The sequence below is a fragment of the Enterobacter sp. H2G27 genome, from assembly GCF_054403075.1.
Genome location: NZ_JBSVSI010000001.1, coordinates 598,299 through 616,045, shown reverse-complemented (window position 1 = coordinate 616,045; position 17,747 = coordinate 598,299). Strand labels below are relative to the sequence as shown.

The window sequence follows — 17,747 nt, the reverse complement described above, 5'->3', positions numbered from 1 at the left end:
AGTGTGCGGCTTTTCAGATAATTGTGAAGCTTACGCGTAACCGTAGGTCATCAGACGCTGGTAACGACGGTTGAGCAGATCGTCTTTGCTCAGCACGTCCAGGTCTGCCAGGTCAGCCAGTAGCTGCGCTTTCAGAGACGCTGCCATCACTTCCGGCTTACGATGTGCACCACCCAGCGGTTCCGGGATGATGGAATCGATCAGCTTCAGCTCTTTCAGGCGTGGCGCAATGATGCCCATTGCTTCTGCAGCCAGCGGCGCTTTGTCGGCGCTTTTCCACAGAATGGACGCACAGCCTTCAGGGGAGATAACGGAATAGGTACTGTACTGCAGCATATTCACTTTATCGCCCACGCCAATTGCCAGCGCACCGCCGGAGCCACCTTCACCGATAACGGTACAGATGACCGGCACCTTCAGACGAGACATCTCGCGCAGGTTGCGCGCGATGGCTTCAGACTGACCGCGCTCTTCCGCGCCCACGCCAGGGTAAGCCCCCGGGGTGTCGATGAAGGTGATGATTGGCATGTTGAAACGCTCAGCCATCTCCATCAGACGCAGGGCTTTACGGTAGCCTTCTGGTGCTGGCATACCGAAGTTACGACGGATTTTCTCTTTGGTTTCACGACCCTTCTGATGACCAATGATCATCACCGGGCGTCCGTCCAGACGCGCGATACCGCCAACGATAGCTTTATCGTCAGCGTATGCGCGATCGCCTGCCAGTTCGTCAAATTCGTCAAACGCCAGGCGGACATAATCCAGGGTGTACGGACGCTGTGGATGGCGAGCCAGCTGGGCCACCTGCCATGCGCCGAGATCGGCAAAGATTTTGCGCGTCAGCTCTACGCTTTTCTCGCGCAGACGATGCACTTCTTCGTCGATGTTAATATCCAGTTTTTCATCCTGACGGCTTACCGCTGTCAGAGAATCGATTTTCGCTTCCAGCTCAGCAATCGGCTGTTCGAAATCAAGGAAATTCAGACTCATAGTATTCCTGTATTAGTCAAACTCCAGTTCCACCTGCTCCGAACCAATGAGGCCACGGAGATCGTTCAGTAAACGATCGCTCGGAGAGACACGCCACGTTGCACCAAAGCGCAACCGCGCACGTGCATCCGCCCTCTGATAGTAGAGATGTACTGGAATTGTCCCCGAGCGGTGGGGTTCCAGAGACTGACGGAGTCGGTTTAAAAGCTGGTCATCAATTTGCCTGTCCGTCAGCGAGATAGCAAGCCCGCGAGCATATTTTTCCCGGGCTTCGTCAATGTCCATCACTTCGCGGGCGGTCATTTTAAGCCCCCCACTGAAGTCATCAAAGCTGACCTGTCCGCTGACGATAAGTATGCGGTCTTTTTCCAGCAATTGCTGGTATTTATCCAACGCGTCGGTGAACAGCATCACCTCCAGACGCCCGGAACGGTCATCCAACGTACAGATGCCGATACGATTGCCGCGCTTGGTGACCATAACCCTTGCAGCAATCACGAGCCCCGCAGCCGTGGTGATTTTACCACGTTCTGTCGGATGCATGTCTTTAAGCCTGTGGCCGCCGACATAGCGCTCAATTTCTTTAATGTACTGGTTGATCGGGTGCCCCGTCAGGTACAAGCCTAACGTTTCACGCTCCCCATCCAGTACCACCTGTTCTGGCCACGGCTGGCAGTTGGAATAAGATTGCTCGATCTGCTCTGGCTCTTCCGCCAGCACACCGAACATATCCGCCTGACCAATGGCTTCCGCTTTTGCGTGCTGATCCGCCGCTTTCAGGGCGTCGCCGAGGGAATTCATCAGCGCGGCGCGGTGCGGCCCCAGCCTGTCAAACGCGCCGGACATGATCAGTTTTTCCAGCACGCGACGGTTCAGTTTTTTGGTATCGGTACGGGCGCAAAGATCGAACAGCTCGCGGAAATACCCGCCGTTGTTACGCGCCTCGATGATCGCCTCGATCGGACCTTCACCTACGCCTTTGATCGCGCCGATCCCGTAAACGATCTCTCCGTCATCGTTGACGTGGAAGTGGTAGAGCCCTGAGTTAATATCCGGCGGCAGGATCTTGAGTCCCATGCGCCAGCACTCGTCCACCAGGCCAACCACCTTCTCGGTGTTATCCATATCGGCCGTCATTACCGCCGCCATAAATTCAGCAGGATAGTGCGCCTTCAGCCACAGCGTTTGATACGACACCAAAGCATAGGCGGCGGAGTGAGATTTGTTAAATCCGTACCCGGCGAATTTCTCCACCAGGTCGAAGATTTTCATCGCCAGCTCGCCGTCAACGCCGTTTTTCTTCGCCCCGTCTTCAAAAATGGAGCGCTGCTTGGCCATCTCTTCCGGCTTTTTCTTACCCATCGCACGACGCAGCATGTCCGCGCCGCCGAGCGTATAGCCGGAAAGCACCTGGGCAATCTGCATGACCTGTTCCTGATACAGGATGATGCCGTATGTTGGTTCCAGTACCGGCTTCAGGCTTTCGTGCTGCCACTGAACGTCCGGGTAAGAAATCTCTTCGCGACCGTGCTTACGGTCGATAAAGTTATCTACCATCCCCGACTGCAGTGGGCCCGGACGGAACAGGGCGACCAGTGCGATCATATCTTCAAAGCAGTCAGGCTGCAGACGTTTAATCAGATCTTTCATGCCGCGGGATTCAAGCTGGAAGACGGCTGTCGTCTCCGAGCGCTGCAGCATGTCGAAACTTTTCTTGTCATCCAGCGGGATGGCGGCAATGTCTATCGGCTCAAGACCCTGCTTTTCCCGGCGCGGGTTGATCATCTTCAGCGCCCAGTCGATGATCGTCAGCGTGCGCAGGCCGAGGAAGTCAAACTTCACCAGCCCGGCGTATTCCACGTCGTTCTTATCAAACTGAGTAACCGGATGCTCACCGGCTTCATCGCAGTAGAGCGGCGCGAAGTCGGTAATTTTGGTCGGCGCAATAACCACGCCCCCCGCATGCTTACCGGCGTTACGCGTGACGCCTTCAAGCTTGCGCGCCATGTCGATCAGCGCTTTGACCTCTTCGTCCGCCTCGTAGATTTCAGGCAGCTGCGGCTCGGCTTCAAACGCTTTTGCCAGCGTCATGCCCGGATCGGGCGGCACCAGCTTAGAAATGCGATCGACAAACCCGTACGGGTGGCCCAGCACGCGGCCCACGTCGCGGATAACCGCTTTTGCCGCCATCGTACCGAAGGTAATGATCTGCGATACCGCGTCACGGCCGTACATATCGGCCACGTGCTCAATCACCTGGTCGCGTTTCTCCATGCAGAAGTCGACGTCGAAGTCGGGCATCGAGACACGTTCCGGGTTGAGGAAACGTTCGAACAGCAGGTCGAATTCCAGCGGATCGAGGTCGGTAATTTTCAGCGCATACGCCACCAGCGAACCTGCACCGGAGCCACGCCCTGGCCCGACCGGCACGCCGTTATCTTTCGACCACTGGATAAACTCCATAACGATCAGGAAGTAGCCCGGGAAGCCCATCTGGTTGATCACCTGGAGTTCAATGTCCAGGCGTTCGTCATACTCAGGACGACGCTTTTTACGCTCTTCTTCATCCGGGAACAGGAATTCCAGACGCTCTTCCAGACCTTCTTTTGATTTCGCGACCAGGAAATCTTCCGTGGTCATGTCACCCGTCGGGAACTGCGGCAGGAAGTATTCGCCGAGGCGGACGGTAACGTTGCAGCGCTTGGCGATCTCTACGCTGTTTTCCAGCGCTTCGGGAATATCGGAGAAGAGTTCACACATCTCCTCCTCGCTGCGCATGTACTGTTGAGCGGAGTAATTACGCGGCCGCTTCGGATCGTCGAGCGTAAAGCCATCGTGGATCGCCACGCGGATTTCGTGCGCGTCAAAATCTCCCGGTTCGAGAAAGCGTACATCGTTTGTCGCGACGACGGGCAGACCGCGTTCTTCCGCAAGTGCGACCGCCGCATGAAGATAGCTCTCTTCGTCCTGGCGACCGGTGCGGATCAACTCCAGATAATAACGATCCGGGAAATACTCTTCGTAGAACGAGACGCATTGATCCACCAGCGCGCTGTTACCGCGCAGCAGTGATTTGCCGACGTCACCCATACGGCCACCGGAGATCAGCAGCAGCCCTTCGTTGAGCTCGGCCAGCCAGTCGCGGTCGATCCACGGGCCCAGCGCACCATATCCGCGCTGATAGGCTTTTGAGATAAGCAGCGTGAGGTTTTGGTAACCCGTGTTGTTCATCGCCAGCACGGAGATTTGCGTCAGTTCATCCCCGATGAGGTCGCTCTGCACGTGGAAATCCGCGCCGACGATGGGCTTTATCCCCGCGCCGTGCGCTGTTCCGTAGAACTTCACCAGGCCACACAGGTTGGTAAAATCGGTGATCGCCAGCGCAGGCATGCCAAGGGTGGCCGCCTTTTTTACCAGCGGCCCGGTCTTCGCCAGCCCATCGATCATGGAGTAGTCGCTATGCACCCGCAGGTGTACGAAACGTGGTTCAGCCATCTTCAGATTCCGCGTTACTTAATTGCTTGCGTATTGATTCAGGACACCCGTCCCAGCGCGCGTTTCACCGGGCCGAAACTGCGCCGGTGGTGTTCGGTTGCGCCATGTTCAGCCAGCCTCTCCAGGTGGAAAGGTGTGGGATACCCCTTGTGCTGGGCGAAACCGTACTGAGGGTAAGTGAGGTCCAGCACGGCCATTTCGGCGTCGCGCGTCACTTTGGCAATAATAGAAGCTGCGCTAATTTCTGCGACCCGGCTATCGCCTTTGACGACCGCCATTGAAGGCATGGGCAATGCCGGACAGCGGTTGCCGTCAATCAGGACATATTCCGGGGAAATTTTCAGGCCCGCTACCGCACGCTGCATCGCCAGCATCGTGGCGTGCAAAATATTCAGTTCATCTATTTCATGCGGTTCAGCGCGCCCCAGGCTCCAGGCCAGCGCCTTCTCCTGAATCTCACTAAACAGCGCCAGCCGGCGCTTTTCAGACAATTTTTTAGAGTCGTTCAGCCCGACGATCGGCCGAGCCGGATCGAGGATCACCGCAGCGGTCACCACTGCCCCGACTAACGGACCACGACCCACTTCGTCCACGCCCGCCACAAGATGGGTGTGAGGATAAACAAATTCCATCATTTTGCTAACTCCAGCACCGCATCGGCCGCTTGCTCATCAGCATTACAGCGGATCAGTTGATGCAGCTCGCGGAAGGTATCGTGCATCTGGTGGCTGGTCTTGCCGTTGGCGAGCAGCGGCAGCAGCGCATCGGCAAGCGCCTGCGGCTGGCACTCATCCTGCAGCAGTTCTTTCACCAGCTCGCGCCCGGCAAGCAGGTTCGGCAGGGAGACATAATCCGTTTTCACCAGACGTTTTGCCAGCCAGAAAGTGAACGGCTTCATGCGATAACCGACCACCATCGGACATTTCGCCAGCATGCATTCCAGCGCCGCCGTGCCGGAGGCCAGCAGCGCGGCATCGCTCGCATACATCGCTTCCCGCCCTTTGCCGTCCAGAAGACGGACGTGGAGATCCGGGGCGACTTCCGCTTTGATGCGCTCAAACTGCTCGCGGCGTTTGGCATTCACCAGCGGCACGACCACTTCGAGATCGGGGTACGTCTGGCGAAGAATTTGCGCTGTCTTGAGGAAATCGGCGCTCAGCATCTCCACTTCTGCGCCACGGCTGCCCGGCAGCAAGGCCAGACAGTGCACATCATGGGGAATGCCCAGCACGTCGCGCGCCGCGTTTTTATCCGGATCCAAGGGCATCGCATCCGCCATGGTATGACCGATAAAACGGCACGGAACATTAAATCTGTCGTAAAACGCTTTTTCGAAAGGCAGAAAAGCCAGCACCAGGTTGGTGGACCGTCCGATTTTGAAAACGCGTTTCTGTCGCCACGCCCAGACGGACGGACTGACGTAGTGAATCGTTTTGATACCCTGCTTTTTCAGATTCCCTTCGAGGGTAATGTTGAAATCAGGCGCATCGATACCGACAAACACATCGGGTTTGAGTTCGGTAAAACGACGGGTGAGATCGGCGCGGATGTGTAGCAAACGGCGTAGCCGCCCCAGCACCTCAACGATGCCCATCACGGCGAGCTCTTCCATTTCATACCAGGCTTCACAGCCTTCGGCCTGCATTAGCGGGCCAGCAACGCCGACAAAGCGAGCATTGGGTACACGCGCCTTAAGTGCGCGGATGAGACCGGCACCAAGAATATCGCCGGAGGTTTCTCCGGCGACCAGGGCTATCGTAAGCGGACGACTGTCGACCATTAACGAATCAGACCCCTTGTGGAACGGTCAAAGAATTCCATGAACGCGTTCACTTCCGGGTGCTTATTCGCCAGCTCGGCAATTTCCGGCTTCGCCTCTTCCAGCGTTTTACCGCTACGGTACAGCAGTTTGTACGCGTTGCGGATGGCAGTAATCGCTTCGCGACTAAAACCACGACGCTTGAGGCCTTCGATGTTCACGCCAAACGGCGTGGCATGGTTGCCCTGCGCAATCACATACGGTGGGACGTCCTGCGCCACACCGGAGCATCCGCCAACCATCACGTGCGCACCAATGATGCAGAACTGATGGACAGCGGTCATGCCGCCAATAATTGCGAAGTCATCAACCGATACGTGTCCTGCCAGCGTTGCGTTGTTGGCAAGAATACAGCGGTCACCTACGGTACAGTCGTGCGCGATATGCGCATTAACCATAAACAGGTTATCGCTGCCCACCTTCGTCAACCCACCACCCTGTACTGTTCCACGATGAATGGTGACGCTTTCGCGAATACGGTTACGATCGCCAATTTCCAGTCGGGTCGACTCACCAGCATATTTCAGATCCTGGTTAACTTCGCCGATGGAAGCGAACTGATAGATCTCGTTATTGCAGCCAATGGTCGTGTGACCGTTCACGACAACGTGAGATTTCAGTACTGTACCCTCACCAATTTCGACATGGGGTCCAACAATACAAAACGGGCCAATATGGACGTTAGCGCCAATGATGGCACCGGTTTCCACAATAGCGGTAGGATGAATAAAGGCGGATTTATCAATCACGTATCAGGACTCCCGGCTACGAGCACACATCATCGTCGCTTCGCAAACAACTTTGCCGTCAACCAGCGCTACGCCTTTGAAGCGAGTCAGGCCACGACGCGTTTTTTCAAAAGTGACTTCCATGATCATCTGATCACCAGGCACGACAGGGCGCTTAAAGCGCGCTTCATCAATACCCGCGAAGTAATACAGCTCACCTGGCTCCAGTTTACCGACGCTTTTAAACGCCAGGATACCGGTAGCCTGAGCCATCGCTTCCAGAATCAACACACCCGGGAAGATAGGCTTCCCAGGGAAGTGCCCCTGGAAGAACGGCTCGTTCACGGAAACATTTTTCACTGCGCGCAGAAAACGACCTTCTTCAAAATCCAGCACACGGTCTACCAGCAGAAACGGGTAGCGGTGCGGCAGAAGTTCTAAAATCTCTTCAATATGCAGAGTATGAGTGTCAGTAGTCAAAATACTCTTCCTGTCAAAATGTACTGATAACAATAATAACACGGCCTGCCGGTTTATTAGAAAGCCGACAGGCCGGGAAAAATAGCGTTAAACGGATGACGCTTAATCTTGTTGATCGATCTTACGCTCAAGAGACTTGAGGCGCTTGTTCATATCATCAATGTTCATCACCAGAGCTGCTGTTTTACGCCATACCTTGTTGGGTTGTAGCGGAATGCCCGAGGAATAGACGCCAGGTTCAGTGATAGGACGCATTACCATGCCCATTCCCGTCACGGTGACCTTGTCGCATATTTCCATATGGCCATTAATCACGCTCGCGCCGCCAATCATGCAATAACGGCCAATTTTCAGGCTGCCTGCCATGATGACGCCACCCGCAACCGCGGTATTGTCGCCAATCACAACGTTATGCGCAATCTGGCACTGGTTATCGATGATAACACCATTGCCAATGATCGTGTCGTCAAGCGCGCCACGGTCAATGGTGGTACAGGCGCCGATCTCTACGCGATCGCCAATAATAACGCGACCAAGCTGCGGGATCTTAACCCAGTTACCGCGATCGTTAGCGTAACCAAAGCCATCGGAACCAATCACGGTGCTGGACTGGACGAGGCAATTTTCGCCAATTTCAACGTCATGATAAACGGACACGTTGGCCCATAAACGGGTCCCGGCGCCGATTTTCGTATTTTTCCCAACGAAGCAACCTGGGCCAATGACGACGTTATCGCCCAGCACAACGCCGGATTCGATAACCGCATTCGCGCCAACGGCGACGTTGTTACCCAGCCTGGCCGTCGCATCAATCGCTGCACTGGCAGCAATGTTCTGGGCCGGCTGCGGCGTGGTATCGAGAATTTGAGCCATGCGTGCATACGTCAGGTAGGGGTTTTTCACTACCAGCGCGCTTACAGTGGCAAATGGAAGATCGTCCTGCGTCAGTACAACAGCTGACGCCTGGCATTGAGCCAGTTGCTCACGGTACTTAGGGCTTACCATGAAGGTAATCGTGCCAGCTTTAGCAGATTGCATGGACGCAACAGCGGTGATGACGATATCGCCATCACCGTGTAATTCTGCATCCAACTGCTGAGCTAAATCAGCCAGTCGAATTGAAGGCATTACTTATTTAACCTGTTTCAGAACATCAGCAGTGATGTCTTTAACATCTTTGCTGTTGAAAGCAACGGCGTTCGCATCAACAACCAGATCGATGCTCTGATCGGCAGCCACTGCTTTAACAGCGGTCTGAATGCGAGTCACCAGCTTGCCGCGTTCTTCGTTAGAACGACGCTGACGATCCTGCTCGAAAGCCTGCGCTTTCTGGGAGAACGTCTGGCGCTGAGCCATTACGTCTTTTTCCAGCTTGCTGCGGTCGCTTGCTTTCATGGTAGAACCATCACGCTGCAGACGCTGCATTTTGGACTGAAGATCGTTTTCCATACCCTGCAGTTCGCTTGCACGGCCTTTGAATTCGTTTTCCAGAGTCGCAGAAACACCTGTTTTCTGTGCAACCTGCTGGAACAAATTACCCATGTTGACGATTGCAATTTTGTCTGCTGCCTGAGCAGAAGTTGCCATCGCTAAACCGAGACCTGCAGCTAATAACCACTTTTTCACAATTAACTCCTTACCATCCCATTGGCACCAGAAGGTACCGTTCTTTGCGTGGCAAGGCGACCGTGTTACCGATCGCCAGTTGTCAGCGCTACACTGCCAACGCATTCCTTTGCAGCGGATTATTACCAGGTTTTACCAATGTTAAACTGGAATTGCTCCGCTTTGTCTCCATCGTATTTCTTAAACGGCTGGGCGTAAGAGAAGACCAACGGCCCCAGCGGTGACATCCATTGTAATGCGATACCGGCAGACATGCGAATATTGCTCGGATCGCTGTAGTCTGGAACGCCCTCTGCGCGCATCTGGGCAGTATTCTGCCAGTTGGTATCCCACACGGTACCTGCATCCCAGAAGAAGGACGTACGGACCGAGTTCGCGTATTTATCACTGATAAACGGCGTTGGCGTGATGAACTCCAGGCTGGCAACGGCCATGGCGTTACCGCCCACCGCGTCATCAGAGCTACAGACTTCGGAAGAGGAAGACTTATTACAGTTATCTTTGTCGTTCCCGCCGTAGTAAACCGCTTTCGGACCAATGTTGTTGGACTGGAAACCACGAACGGTGCTGGAGCCACCCGCATAGAAGTTTTCATAGAACGGCAGTTCTTTGCCACCCAGACCATCGCCATAGCCCCAACGGGTACGACCCAGAACCACCCACTTATGATCGTCATCGATCGGGAAGTAGGATGCGGTATCAAGCGTGACCTTATAGAACTCGTTATCGGAACCCGGAACTGTAACTTTACCGTTCAGGTTGACGCGAGAACCTTCCGTTGGGAAGTAGCCGCGGTCGAGACGGTTATAGGTCCAACCATAGTTAAAGGTGAAGTCATCCGCCGCGAAGCCATTGTCATGACCAGTTTTGCTGGTTGACTGGCCGATAGAGTCCAGATAACGCCACATCGCCACCTGAGGTTGCATGTTGGACAGGTCGTTATGCACGTAACCTAAGCCCGCACGCAGGGTGTTGTATTCGTTAACCGGGAAGCCAAGCGTACCGTCTACACCATAACTCTTGTTGGTGTAAGAAGACAGATCCGCGTCGTCTGCTTTAAAGTCGTTATAGAAAATACGACCGCCCAGGCTCACACCGTCTACGGTGAAGTATGGGTTAGTTACAGAGAACTCAGAGTAGGTCTGGTAGTCGTTTTTGGTGCCGTTAATACCGACAGAGTAACCTGTACCCAGCCAGTTATCCTGCTGCACGCCGACCTGGAAGCTGACGCCGCTTTCAGTACCGTAGCCCACACCGAAGTTGAAGCTACCGGTATTGCGCTCTTTCACTTTATAAACGACATCAACCTGATCCGGGCTGCCCGGTACGCGCTGGGTATCGGTATCCACCGTTTCAAAATAACCCAGACGGTTCAGACGCTCTTTACCCTGATCAACGAGGTCGCTACCCAACCATGCGCCTTCCATCTGACGCATTTCGCGACGCAGAACGGAATCTTTGGAGGTGTCGTTACCGACGAAGCGGATCTTACGCACGTAGAAACGGTTGCCCGCATCAACATTCACATGCAGCTTAACGGTTTTATCCGCGTCATTGATTTCAGGCTGAGTCTGTACGCGCGGATAGGCATAACCATAGCGGCCGAGCAGCTTCTTAATGCTGTCTTCCATTTTGGTTACTTTGGAACCGCTATACAGGTCGCCTGGCTGAATTTTGGTCAGCGATTCGATTTCAGCAGAATGCCCCGCCAGATTACCACTCACTTCAACACCAGAAAGCTTGTACTGCTCGCCTTCAGTGATGTTAACCGTAATGTAGATGCCTTTCTTGTCCGGAGTCAGACTGACCTGAGTCGAGTCGATGTTGAAACGCGCATAGCCACGATCGAGATAGTAGCTGCGCAGGGTTTCAAGGTCGCCCGCCAGTTTCTGTTTCTGATATTTGCGATCGCCTACCACGTTCCACCATGGCACTTCATCGCGCAGCTGGAAGGTGGAGATCAGTTCGTCGGTGCTGAACGCATGGTTGCCGACAATGTTGATCTGCTGGATCTTCGCAGAAACACCTTCCTGGAAGACCAGCTTCAGGTCAACACGGTTACGTGGCAGCGGAGTAACAACCGCTTTCACGCTGGCGCTGTATTTACCGACGCTGTAGTAGAAGTCTTCCAGACCTTTTTCAATGTCTGAAAGGGTTGTGCGGTCCAGAGATTCACCCACACGAACACCCGATGCTTCAAGGTTTTGCTTGAGCATGTCATCTTTCACCGACTTGTTACCGGAGAAAGTGATACTGGCGATCGTTGGACGTTCTTTTACCTGTACCAGCAGCGTATCACCATCGCGCAGGACGCGAACGTCCTCAAAGTTGCCGGTGGCAAACAGAGCACGGATGGTGTTACTGATATCATCATCATTAACCGTATCGCCGGGGCGTACAGGCATACTGAGGAGGGCCGCACCAACGGCGACACGCTGGAGGCCTTCGAAATGAATGTCTTTCACTACGAACCCGTCAGCACCGTATACGGTGGCGCTGCTAAACAGCAGCGACGCTATGAGCAACTTTTTCATCGCCATCGTTATTATGCGTTCTTCCTAACACTCTCTTACAACCGAGAGAAATCATTGAAAAGTGCAAGCCCCATTAACAGCACCAGCAGAATCGAGCCAATGCGATAACTAAAGTCTTGAACTCGCTCGGATACCGGTCCGCCTTTTAGCTTTTCAATCGCTAAAAACAGCAGATGACCCCCGTCTAAAACGGGAAGCGGGAACAGGTTGATTATCCCAAGGTTCACGCTAATGAGCGCGAGGAACATGAGATAGTAAATCACCCCGAATTCCGCTGACATCCCAGCCCCCTGAGCAATCGAAATTGGCCCACTGAGGTTGTTCAGTTTCACATCACCGGTTATCAATTTCCCCAACATGTTGACCGTCAGCTTCATCAGTTGCCATATTTTATCCGTGGCTTCAAGGATGGCGCTGAACGGCCCATACTGGCGTATTGTCTTGTACTCATCTGGCAGCGGGATCACTTTTGGCACAACACCTGCAAACCCTTCTGCCTTTTTGCCGACCGACTTCGTATCCGGAATCAGCGTCAGCGAAAGCGGACTACCCTGTCTTTCAACTTCCAGCGCGAGAGACGTTCCCGGATTATCGCGCACCAGAGTAACAAAGGTCATCCACTCTGTTAATGGTTGACCATCGACTTTAACGATCCTGTCGCCCGCTTGCAAACCCGCTTTGCTCGCTGCCGAATTTGCCTGTACTTCGGCTAATACCGGCTCGATCTGCGGGCCGCGCGGACGAATGCCCAGCGCAGCGACGGGATCCTCTTTGTCTGGCTCGAAACGCCAGTGGCGTAAATCAAGTACTTTGTCCTGACGCGTATCAGAACCAAACGGCGATACGCTGATGGTGGTCTGCGGATCGCCAATTTTGGCTACCAGCTGCAGTCGCACGGCATCCCAATCAGGGGTTTCGATGCCATCAATCGCTTTAAGTTCCATCCCGGATGTAATTTGCGCACTCGCCGCGATGGAGTTGGGGGCAATTTCACCCACTACAGGACGTACGCCAGGGACGCCGATGATAAACACCAGCCAGTACGCAAAAATCGCAAAGATGAAGTTGGCTACCGGTCCGGCAGCAATGATGGCGGCGCGTTGTCCAACGGTTTTATTGTTGAATGCGCTGTGTCGCAGCTCAGGAGCGACAGGCTCGACGCGTTCGTCGAGCATTTTGACGTAGCCGCCCAGCGGAATAAGGGCGATGACAAACTCTGTGCCATGACGATCTGTGCGCGTCCAGAGTGATTTACCAAAACCGATGGAAAACCGCTCTACGCGCACGCCACAGCGGCGAGCAACCCAGAAATGGCCAAATTCATGCACGGTAATCAGTACACCCAGTGCAACAATGAACGCCGCCAGATTCCAGAGAATGCTCAGCATAAAACCTTCCGTTAAATCGTCCCGAATACCAGTAAAAGCAAACACGCAAACACTGGAACAGCCGCTGTCAGGCTATCAATGCGATCCAGTATACCGCCATGCCCTGGAATCAGGTGTCCGCTATCCTTAATCCCTGCTTCGCGCTTAAACATACTTTCGGTCAAATCACCGAGCACGGAGGCAAGCGCAGCAAAAATCGAGCACACCAGCAGTATTGACGGTGCCACTTCAAGATTCGCCCAGACGCCGTAGCCCCAGGAGATGATCGCTGCCGTAAACAGGCCGCCGATGAATCCTTGCCAGGTTTTGCCCGGAGAAACCTTCGGTGCCAGCTTATGTTTGCCAAACAGTTTACCAAACATATAGGCCCCGGAGTCAGCACCCCAGACCAGAATCATTACATAAAGCAGCCAGATCGCACCGCTGTAGTGGTTTTCGTCGTAGTGCCAGGCTCGCAGCGCAACCATACCCCAGAAAAAAGGAATAATTGTGAGCAAACCAAAAATCAGTCGCAGCACTTTTGAATTACGCCATAATGCCGCAGAACCTGGATAAAAAAGAACCAGCAACAGCGCGGCAACCCACCAGGCCAACGATATCCACAAGGAACCGGCAACCAGTGGCTGATGAATATCATGGTGATATTCAGGCAACGTAAACAGCATTATGGCCAGGATAAAGCCACAAAGTACCGCAAGCCATACTCGCTGAGTGCGCGAGGTAAAGCCGCTAAACTGTCCCCATTCCCACGCGGCGAGCATACACACCACCAGCGTGACAATAGCGAATCCCACCGGGGGCAGTAAAAACAGCGCCGCAATGACAATGGGTATTAATACAAAAGCGGAAATCAGGCGATACTTCAGCAAAAGCTACCCCCATCAGGCTTTGTCGCCACCAGGCTCGGTGCCGCCGAAACGACGCTCTCGATTGGCAAAGGCATGCAGCGCACCTTCAAAGTCTTGTTCATCAAAATCGGGCCAAAGAACATCCGTAAAGTAAAGTTCGGCATAGGCAATTTGCCATATCAAAAAGTTACTTATGCGATGTTCCCCCCCTGTCCTAATTACCAAATCCACGGGAGCCTGTTCATTCATGCAGATTTGCTTGCTCAGCGCCTCTTCATCAATTTGGTCGGGTCTCAACAGCCCTTCCTGAACCTGTTCGGCCAGATGCCGAACGCCCTGGATAATATCCCAGCGTCCGCCGTAATTCGCCGCAATATTCAGCGTAAGACCGGTATTATTTTCCGTCAGCGCTTCTGCTTTACGAATCCGTTCCTGCAAACGTGAGTTAAAACGACTGGTATCGCCAATGATACGCAGGCGGACGTTGTGGCGGTGCAGGCTTTTTACTTCGCTGTCTAGCGCCCACACAAACAATTCCATCAACGCAGTCACTTCCTGCAGAGGCCGATTCCAGTTTTCACTGCTAAAAGCATAGAGCGTTAACGCATCAATGCCGTTGTTGGCGGCAAAAGAAACGGCGCGACGAACGGATTTCGCCCCCGCTTTATGCCCAAAGGCTCGTATCTTCCCTTGTCTTTTCGCCCAGCGGCCATTGCCATCCATAATGATTGCTACATGACGGCAGCCATGAGCTGGCAAATTTTCGCTTATTGGTTGATTCGCAGACAACATAACGCGTTTTTTGTCCCTGAAAAGGATTTAACGGTACTCAGGAATACTGAAGCCTATACATAAAAAAGCCGTGTCAAACCACGGCTCACCTGACCACATTAAGTCAAATACCTGCGATCAGGTGGCGCAGACTATATCACTGAAGCCCAACGCTAACAAATAGCACGACGACTAGTGCTTGCTTTATCACCAGCTTGCGAGACGTGTCACCTGTTGGCGCGCAATATTACGCGCAGCTGCATCCACCGCCAGCACCTCTTCCACGCTTTGTGGTTCGCGCAAATCCATCATCTCCAGTACCGATAAATTTAACGACGCGATATCGGTAAAACGAATTTGCTGATTCAGAAATGCCTCAACGGTAATTTCATTGGCTGCATTAAGTGCCGTTGTCGCCGCCTGCCCCTGGTCAAAGGCAGTCATCGCAAGCTTCAGACAAGGATAGCGATCGTAATCTGGTTCACTGAACGTCAGGGAACTTAGCTTGCAGAAATCAAGCGGCTTCACGCCGGATTTCACTCGATTTGGCCACGCCATTGAATGGGCAATCGGCGTACGCATGTCCGGCTCACCCAGCTGTGCCAGCACGCTGCCATCCTGATAACGCACCATCGAATGAATCACCGATTGCGGGTGAATCAGTACTTCCATCTGTTTCGCTGACGCATTAAACAACCAGCGCGCTTCAATGTATTCCAGACCTTTGTTCATCATGGTGGCAGAGTCAACGGAGATTTTACGCCCCATCGACCAGTTCGGATGACGGCACGCCTGATCCGGCGTCATGGCGCGCAGTTCAGACAGTGGCGTGTCACGGAACGGGCCACCAGACCCGGTAAGCAGAATCGACACTACGCCATTCTGCTCCAGGTCAGCGTACCCCAGGTTCTGTTGAAAAGGTTGCGGTAAACTCTGAAAAATCGCGTTGTGCTCGCTGTCGACGGGCAAAAGACGCGCGCCGCGCTGCTTCACCGCGTCCATAAACAGGCGTCCGCAGGTGACCAGCGACTCTTTATTGGCCAGCAGAACGTCCTTACCGGCATCAATCGCGGCAAGCGTCGGCAATAATCCTGCCGCCCCGACAATGGCCGCCATCACCTGATCCACCTCATTCAGCGCCGCCATCTCGCAGGCCGCCTGTTGGCCACTCAGCACCTCGGTTCGGCTGCCCTGTTCAATCAGCCGTGCTCTGAGCAGACGCGCGCTCTCTTCGTCATCCATCACCGCATAGCGGGGCGTAAACTCCAGGCATTGCTCAACCATTCGCTGCACATTCTTACCGGCCACCAGCGCTGTAACGGTGTAAAGTTCAGGATTATGGCGAACAACGTCGAGAGTGCTGCAACCGATGGAACCAGTTGAGCCGAGGAGTGTTAAATGCTTCATGGGATGCCCGAAAAGTTAGACCAGATAAAAGCAAAACGCCGCCAGCAAGACCCGAAGTCCCTCTGAACGGCGTTTATCAGTGTACGACAGAAATCAGAACTGCATCAGTTCCGCTTCTTTATCTGCCAGCGCCGCATCAATTTTCTTGATGGCAGCGTCGGTCATTTTCTGAATGTCGTCCTGAGAACGACGATCGTCATCTTCACTGATCTCTTTTTCTTTCAGCAGCGCTTTTACTTTATCGTTCGCGTCGCGACGGACGTTACGCACGGATACACGGCCCTGCTCAGCTTCGCCACGTACCACTTTGATCAGGTCTTTACGACGCTCTTCGGTCAGCGGTGGCAGTGGAACGCGGATGTCTGCGCCCGCAGAGCTTGGGTTCAGACCAAGGTCAGACGCCATGATCGCTTTCTCAACCGCCGGGCCCATAGAACGATCGAACACGTTGATTTTCAGCGTACGGGTATCTTCTACCGTTACGCTCGCCAGCTGACGCAGAGGAGTTGGCGTACCGTAGTACTCAACAATGATGCCATCCAGCAGGCTTGGAGAAGCACGGCCAGTACGGATTTTGCTGATTTGGGTTTTGAACGCTTCTACGCATTTTTCCATGCGTACTTCAGCATCTTTTCTGATGTCGTTAATCACGTTACGAATCCTTGAAAACTTGTCTCAGGCAGACTATCCGCCAGCACAGCGCTACAGGTGTGCTAAGTATAGTCGCGTTTAATTCATGACAACGCCAAAGGCGCGCCCGGGTAAGATACCACTACAAAATAAAGCGGAATCTTACCTGTATTTATCGTCGACGGAAATTATTCCGTGATCAAAGTGCCTTCTTTTTCGCCCATGACCACGCGACGCAGTGCGCCTGGTTTGTTCATGTTGAAGACACGGATCGGCAGTTTGTGGTCGCGAGCCAGCGTGAAGGCGGCAAGATCCATCACTTTCAGCTCTTTATCCAGCACTTCGCTGTAGCTCAGCTGATCGTACATGGTGGCAGAAGGATCTTTTGCCGGGTCGGCAGTAAACACGCCGTCAACTTTGGTCGCTTTCAGTACCACATCGGCTTCGATCTCGATACCGCGCAGACAGGCAGCGGAATCGGTCGTAAAGAACGGGTTACCCGTACCGGCGGAGAGGATCACCACGCGGTTGTTGCGCAGCAGGCTGATGGCTTCTGCCCAGCTGTAATTATCGCATACGCCATTCAGTGGAATAGCGGACATCAGGCGGGCGTTCACATAGGCGCGATGGAGCGCATCACGCATCGCCAGGCCATTCATGACGGTTGCCAGCATACCCATGTGGTCGCCCACAACGCGGTTCATCCCCGCTTTCGCCAGACCAGCACCACGGAAAAGGTTGCCACCGCCAATGACCACGCCAACCTGGATACCCAGTTCGACCAGTTCTTTGATTTCCTGTGCCATGCGATCAAGGATGCTTGCGTCAATACCGAAGCCTTCCGATCCCTGCAGCGCTTCGCCACTCAGCTTAAGCAGAATGCGTTTGTACACGGGTTTTGCATTGGTAGCCATGTTTCTTTCCTGAGACTGTCAACGATTAAGATGGGGGTTAATTCTGGCGACATGATATGCCGCAAATCAGTACAGCGATACTGGAGCCTGTCTGATTTCCTGTGACGGGTGACAAAA

The 17,747-nt window shown here is 53.8% G+C and carries 15 protein-coding genes; all 15 read right to left on the bottom strand.

The window, feature by feature from the left end; genetic code table 11:
* Nucleotides 1-30: 30 nt before the first annotated feature.
* The 15 genes from accA to pyrH all read right to left on the bottom strand — a co-directional run bounded on the left by accA (nt 31) and on the right by pyrH (nt 17,630).
* Nucleotides 31-990, bottom strand: coding sequence for an acetyl-CoA carboxylase carboxyl transferase subunit alpha (gene accA, locus ACW9E7_RS02825; protein ID WP_023310466.1), 960 nt, complete (start codon nt 988-990; stop codon nt 31-33).
* A gap of 12 nt (nt 991-1,002) precedes the next feature.
* Nucleotides 1,003-4,485 (bottom strand): DNA polymerase III subunit alpha, encoded by a 3,483-nt coding sequence (dnaE, locus tag ACW9E7_RS02820; protein ID WP_458727227.1) that lies wholly within the window; start codon nt 4,483-4,485, stop codon nt 1,003-1,005.
* Between the two features lie 38 nt (nt 4,486-4,523).
* A complete protein-coding gene (gene rnhB, locus ACW9E7_RS02815; protein WP_458727226.1) occupies nt 4,524-5,120 on the bottom strand; it encodes a ribonuclease HII in 597 nt (198 codons plus the stop codon).
* On the bottom strand, nt 5,117-6,265 hold the full coding sequence (gene lpxB, locus ACW9E7_RS02810; RefSeq protein ID WP_090418985.1) for a lipid-A-disaccharide synthase: 1,149 nt from the start codon (nt 6,263-6,265) through the stop codon (nt 5,117-5,119). Before lpxB ends, rnhB begins: the two co-directional genes overlap by 4 nt.
* Entirely contained in the window at nt 6,265-7,053 is a 789-nt protein-coding gene (gene lpxA / locus ACW9E7_RS02805; protein WP_023310462.1) for an acyl-ACP--UDP-N-acetylglucosamine O-acyltransferase, read from the bottom strand. The genes lpxB and lpxA overlap by 1 nt, the downstream gene beginning before the upstream one ends.
* Nucleotides 7,054-7,056: 3 nt before the next feature.
* Nucleotides 7,057-7,512, bottom strand: coding sequence for a 3-hydroxyacyl-ACP dehydratase FabZ (fabZ, locus tag ACW9E7_RS02800; RefSeq protein WP_010426706.1), 456 nt, complete (start codon nt 7,510-7,512; stop codon nt 7,057-7,059).
* Nucleotides 7,513-7,614: 102 nt separating this feature from the next.
* The gene (lpxD, locus tag ACW9E7_RS02795; RefSeq protein WP_111963991.1) at nt 7,615-8,640 is read right to left on the bottom strand and encodes a UDP-3-O-(3-hydroxymyristoyl)glucosamine N-acyltransferase; all 1,026 of its coding nucleotides are present in this window, start codon (nt 8,638-8,640) and stop codon (nt 7,615-7,617) included.
* Nucleotides 8,641-8,643: 3 nt separating this feature from the next.
* On the bottom strand, nt 8,644-9,138 hold the full coding sequence (skp, locus tag ACW9E7_RS02790; RefSeq protein ID WP_045907838.1) for a molecular chaperone Skp: 495 nt from the start codon (nt 9,136-9,138) through the stop codon (nt 8,644-8,646).
* Between the two features lie 122 nt (nt 9,139-9,260).
* Nucleotides 9,261-11,678 (bottom strand): outer membrane protein assembly factor BamA, encoded by a 2,418-nt coding sequence (gene bamA, locus ACW9E7_RS02785; RefSeq protein ID WP_111963993.1) that lies wholly within the window; start codon nt 11,676-11,678, stop codon nt 9,261-9,263.
* A 29-nt stretch (nt 11,679-11,707) separates the two neighbouring features.
* A complete protein-coding gene (gene rseP, locus ACW9E7_RS02780) occupies nt 11,708-13,060 on the bottom strand; it encodes a sigma E protease regulator RseP (protein WP_458727225.1) in 1,353 nt (450 codons plus the stop codon).
* 11 nt (nt 13,061-13,071) lie between these two features.
* Nucleotides 13,072-13,929 (bottom strand): phosphatidate cytidylyltransferase, encoded by an 858-nt coding sequence (gene cdsA / locus ACW9E7_RS02775; protein WP_023310457.1) that lies wholly within the window; start codon nt 13,927-13,929, stop codon nt 13,072-13,074.
* Nucleotides 13,930-13,941: 12 nt separating this feature from the next.
* Nucleotides 13,942-14,700 (bottom strand): (2E,6E)-farnesyl-diphosphate-specific ditrans,polycis-undecaprenyl-diphosphate synthase, encoded by a 759-nt coding sequence (ispU, locus tag ACW9E7_RS02770; RefSeq protein WP_024907522.1) that lies wholly within the window; start codon nt 14,698-14,700, stop codon nt 13,942-13,944.
* Nucleotides 14,701-14,886: 186 nt separating this feature from the next.
* On the bottom strand, nt 14,887-16,086 hold the full coding sequence (ispC, locus tag ACW9E7_RS02765) for a 1-deoxy-D-xylulose-5-phosphate reductoisomerase (RefSeq protein ID WP_458727224.1): 1,200 nt from the start codon (nt 16,084-16,086) through the stop codon (nt 14,887-14,889).
* 93 nt (nt 16,087-16,179) lie between these two features.
* On the bottom strand, nt 16,180-16,737 hold the full coding sequence (gene frr, locus ACW9E7_RS02760) for a ribosome recycling factor (RefSeq protein WP_008501909.1): 558 nt from the start codon (nt 16,735-16,737) through the stop codon (nt 16,180-16,182).
* A 167-nt stretch (nt 16,738-16,904) separates the two neighbouring features.
* A complete protein-coding gene (pyrH, locus tag ACW9E7_RS02755; protein WP_008501910.1) occupies nt 16,905-17,630 on the bottom strand; it encodes a UMP kinase in 726 nt (241 codons plus the stop codon).
* Nucleotides 17,631-17,747 lie beyond the last annotated feature (117 nt).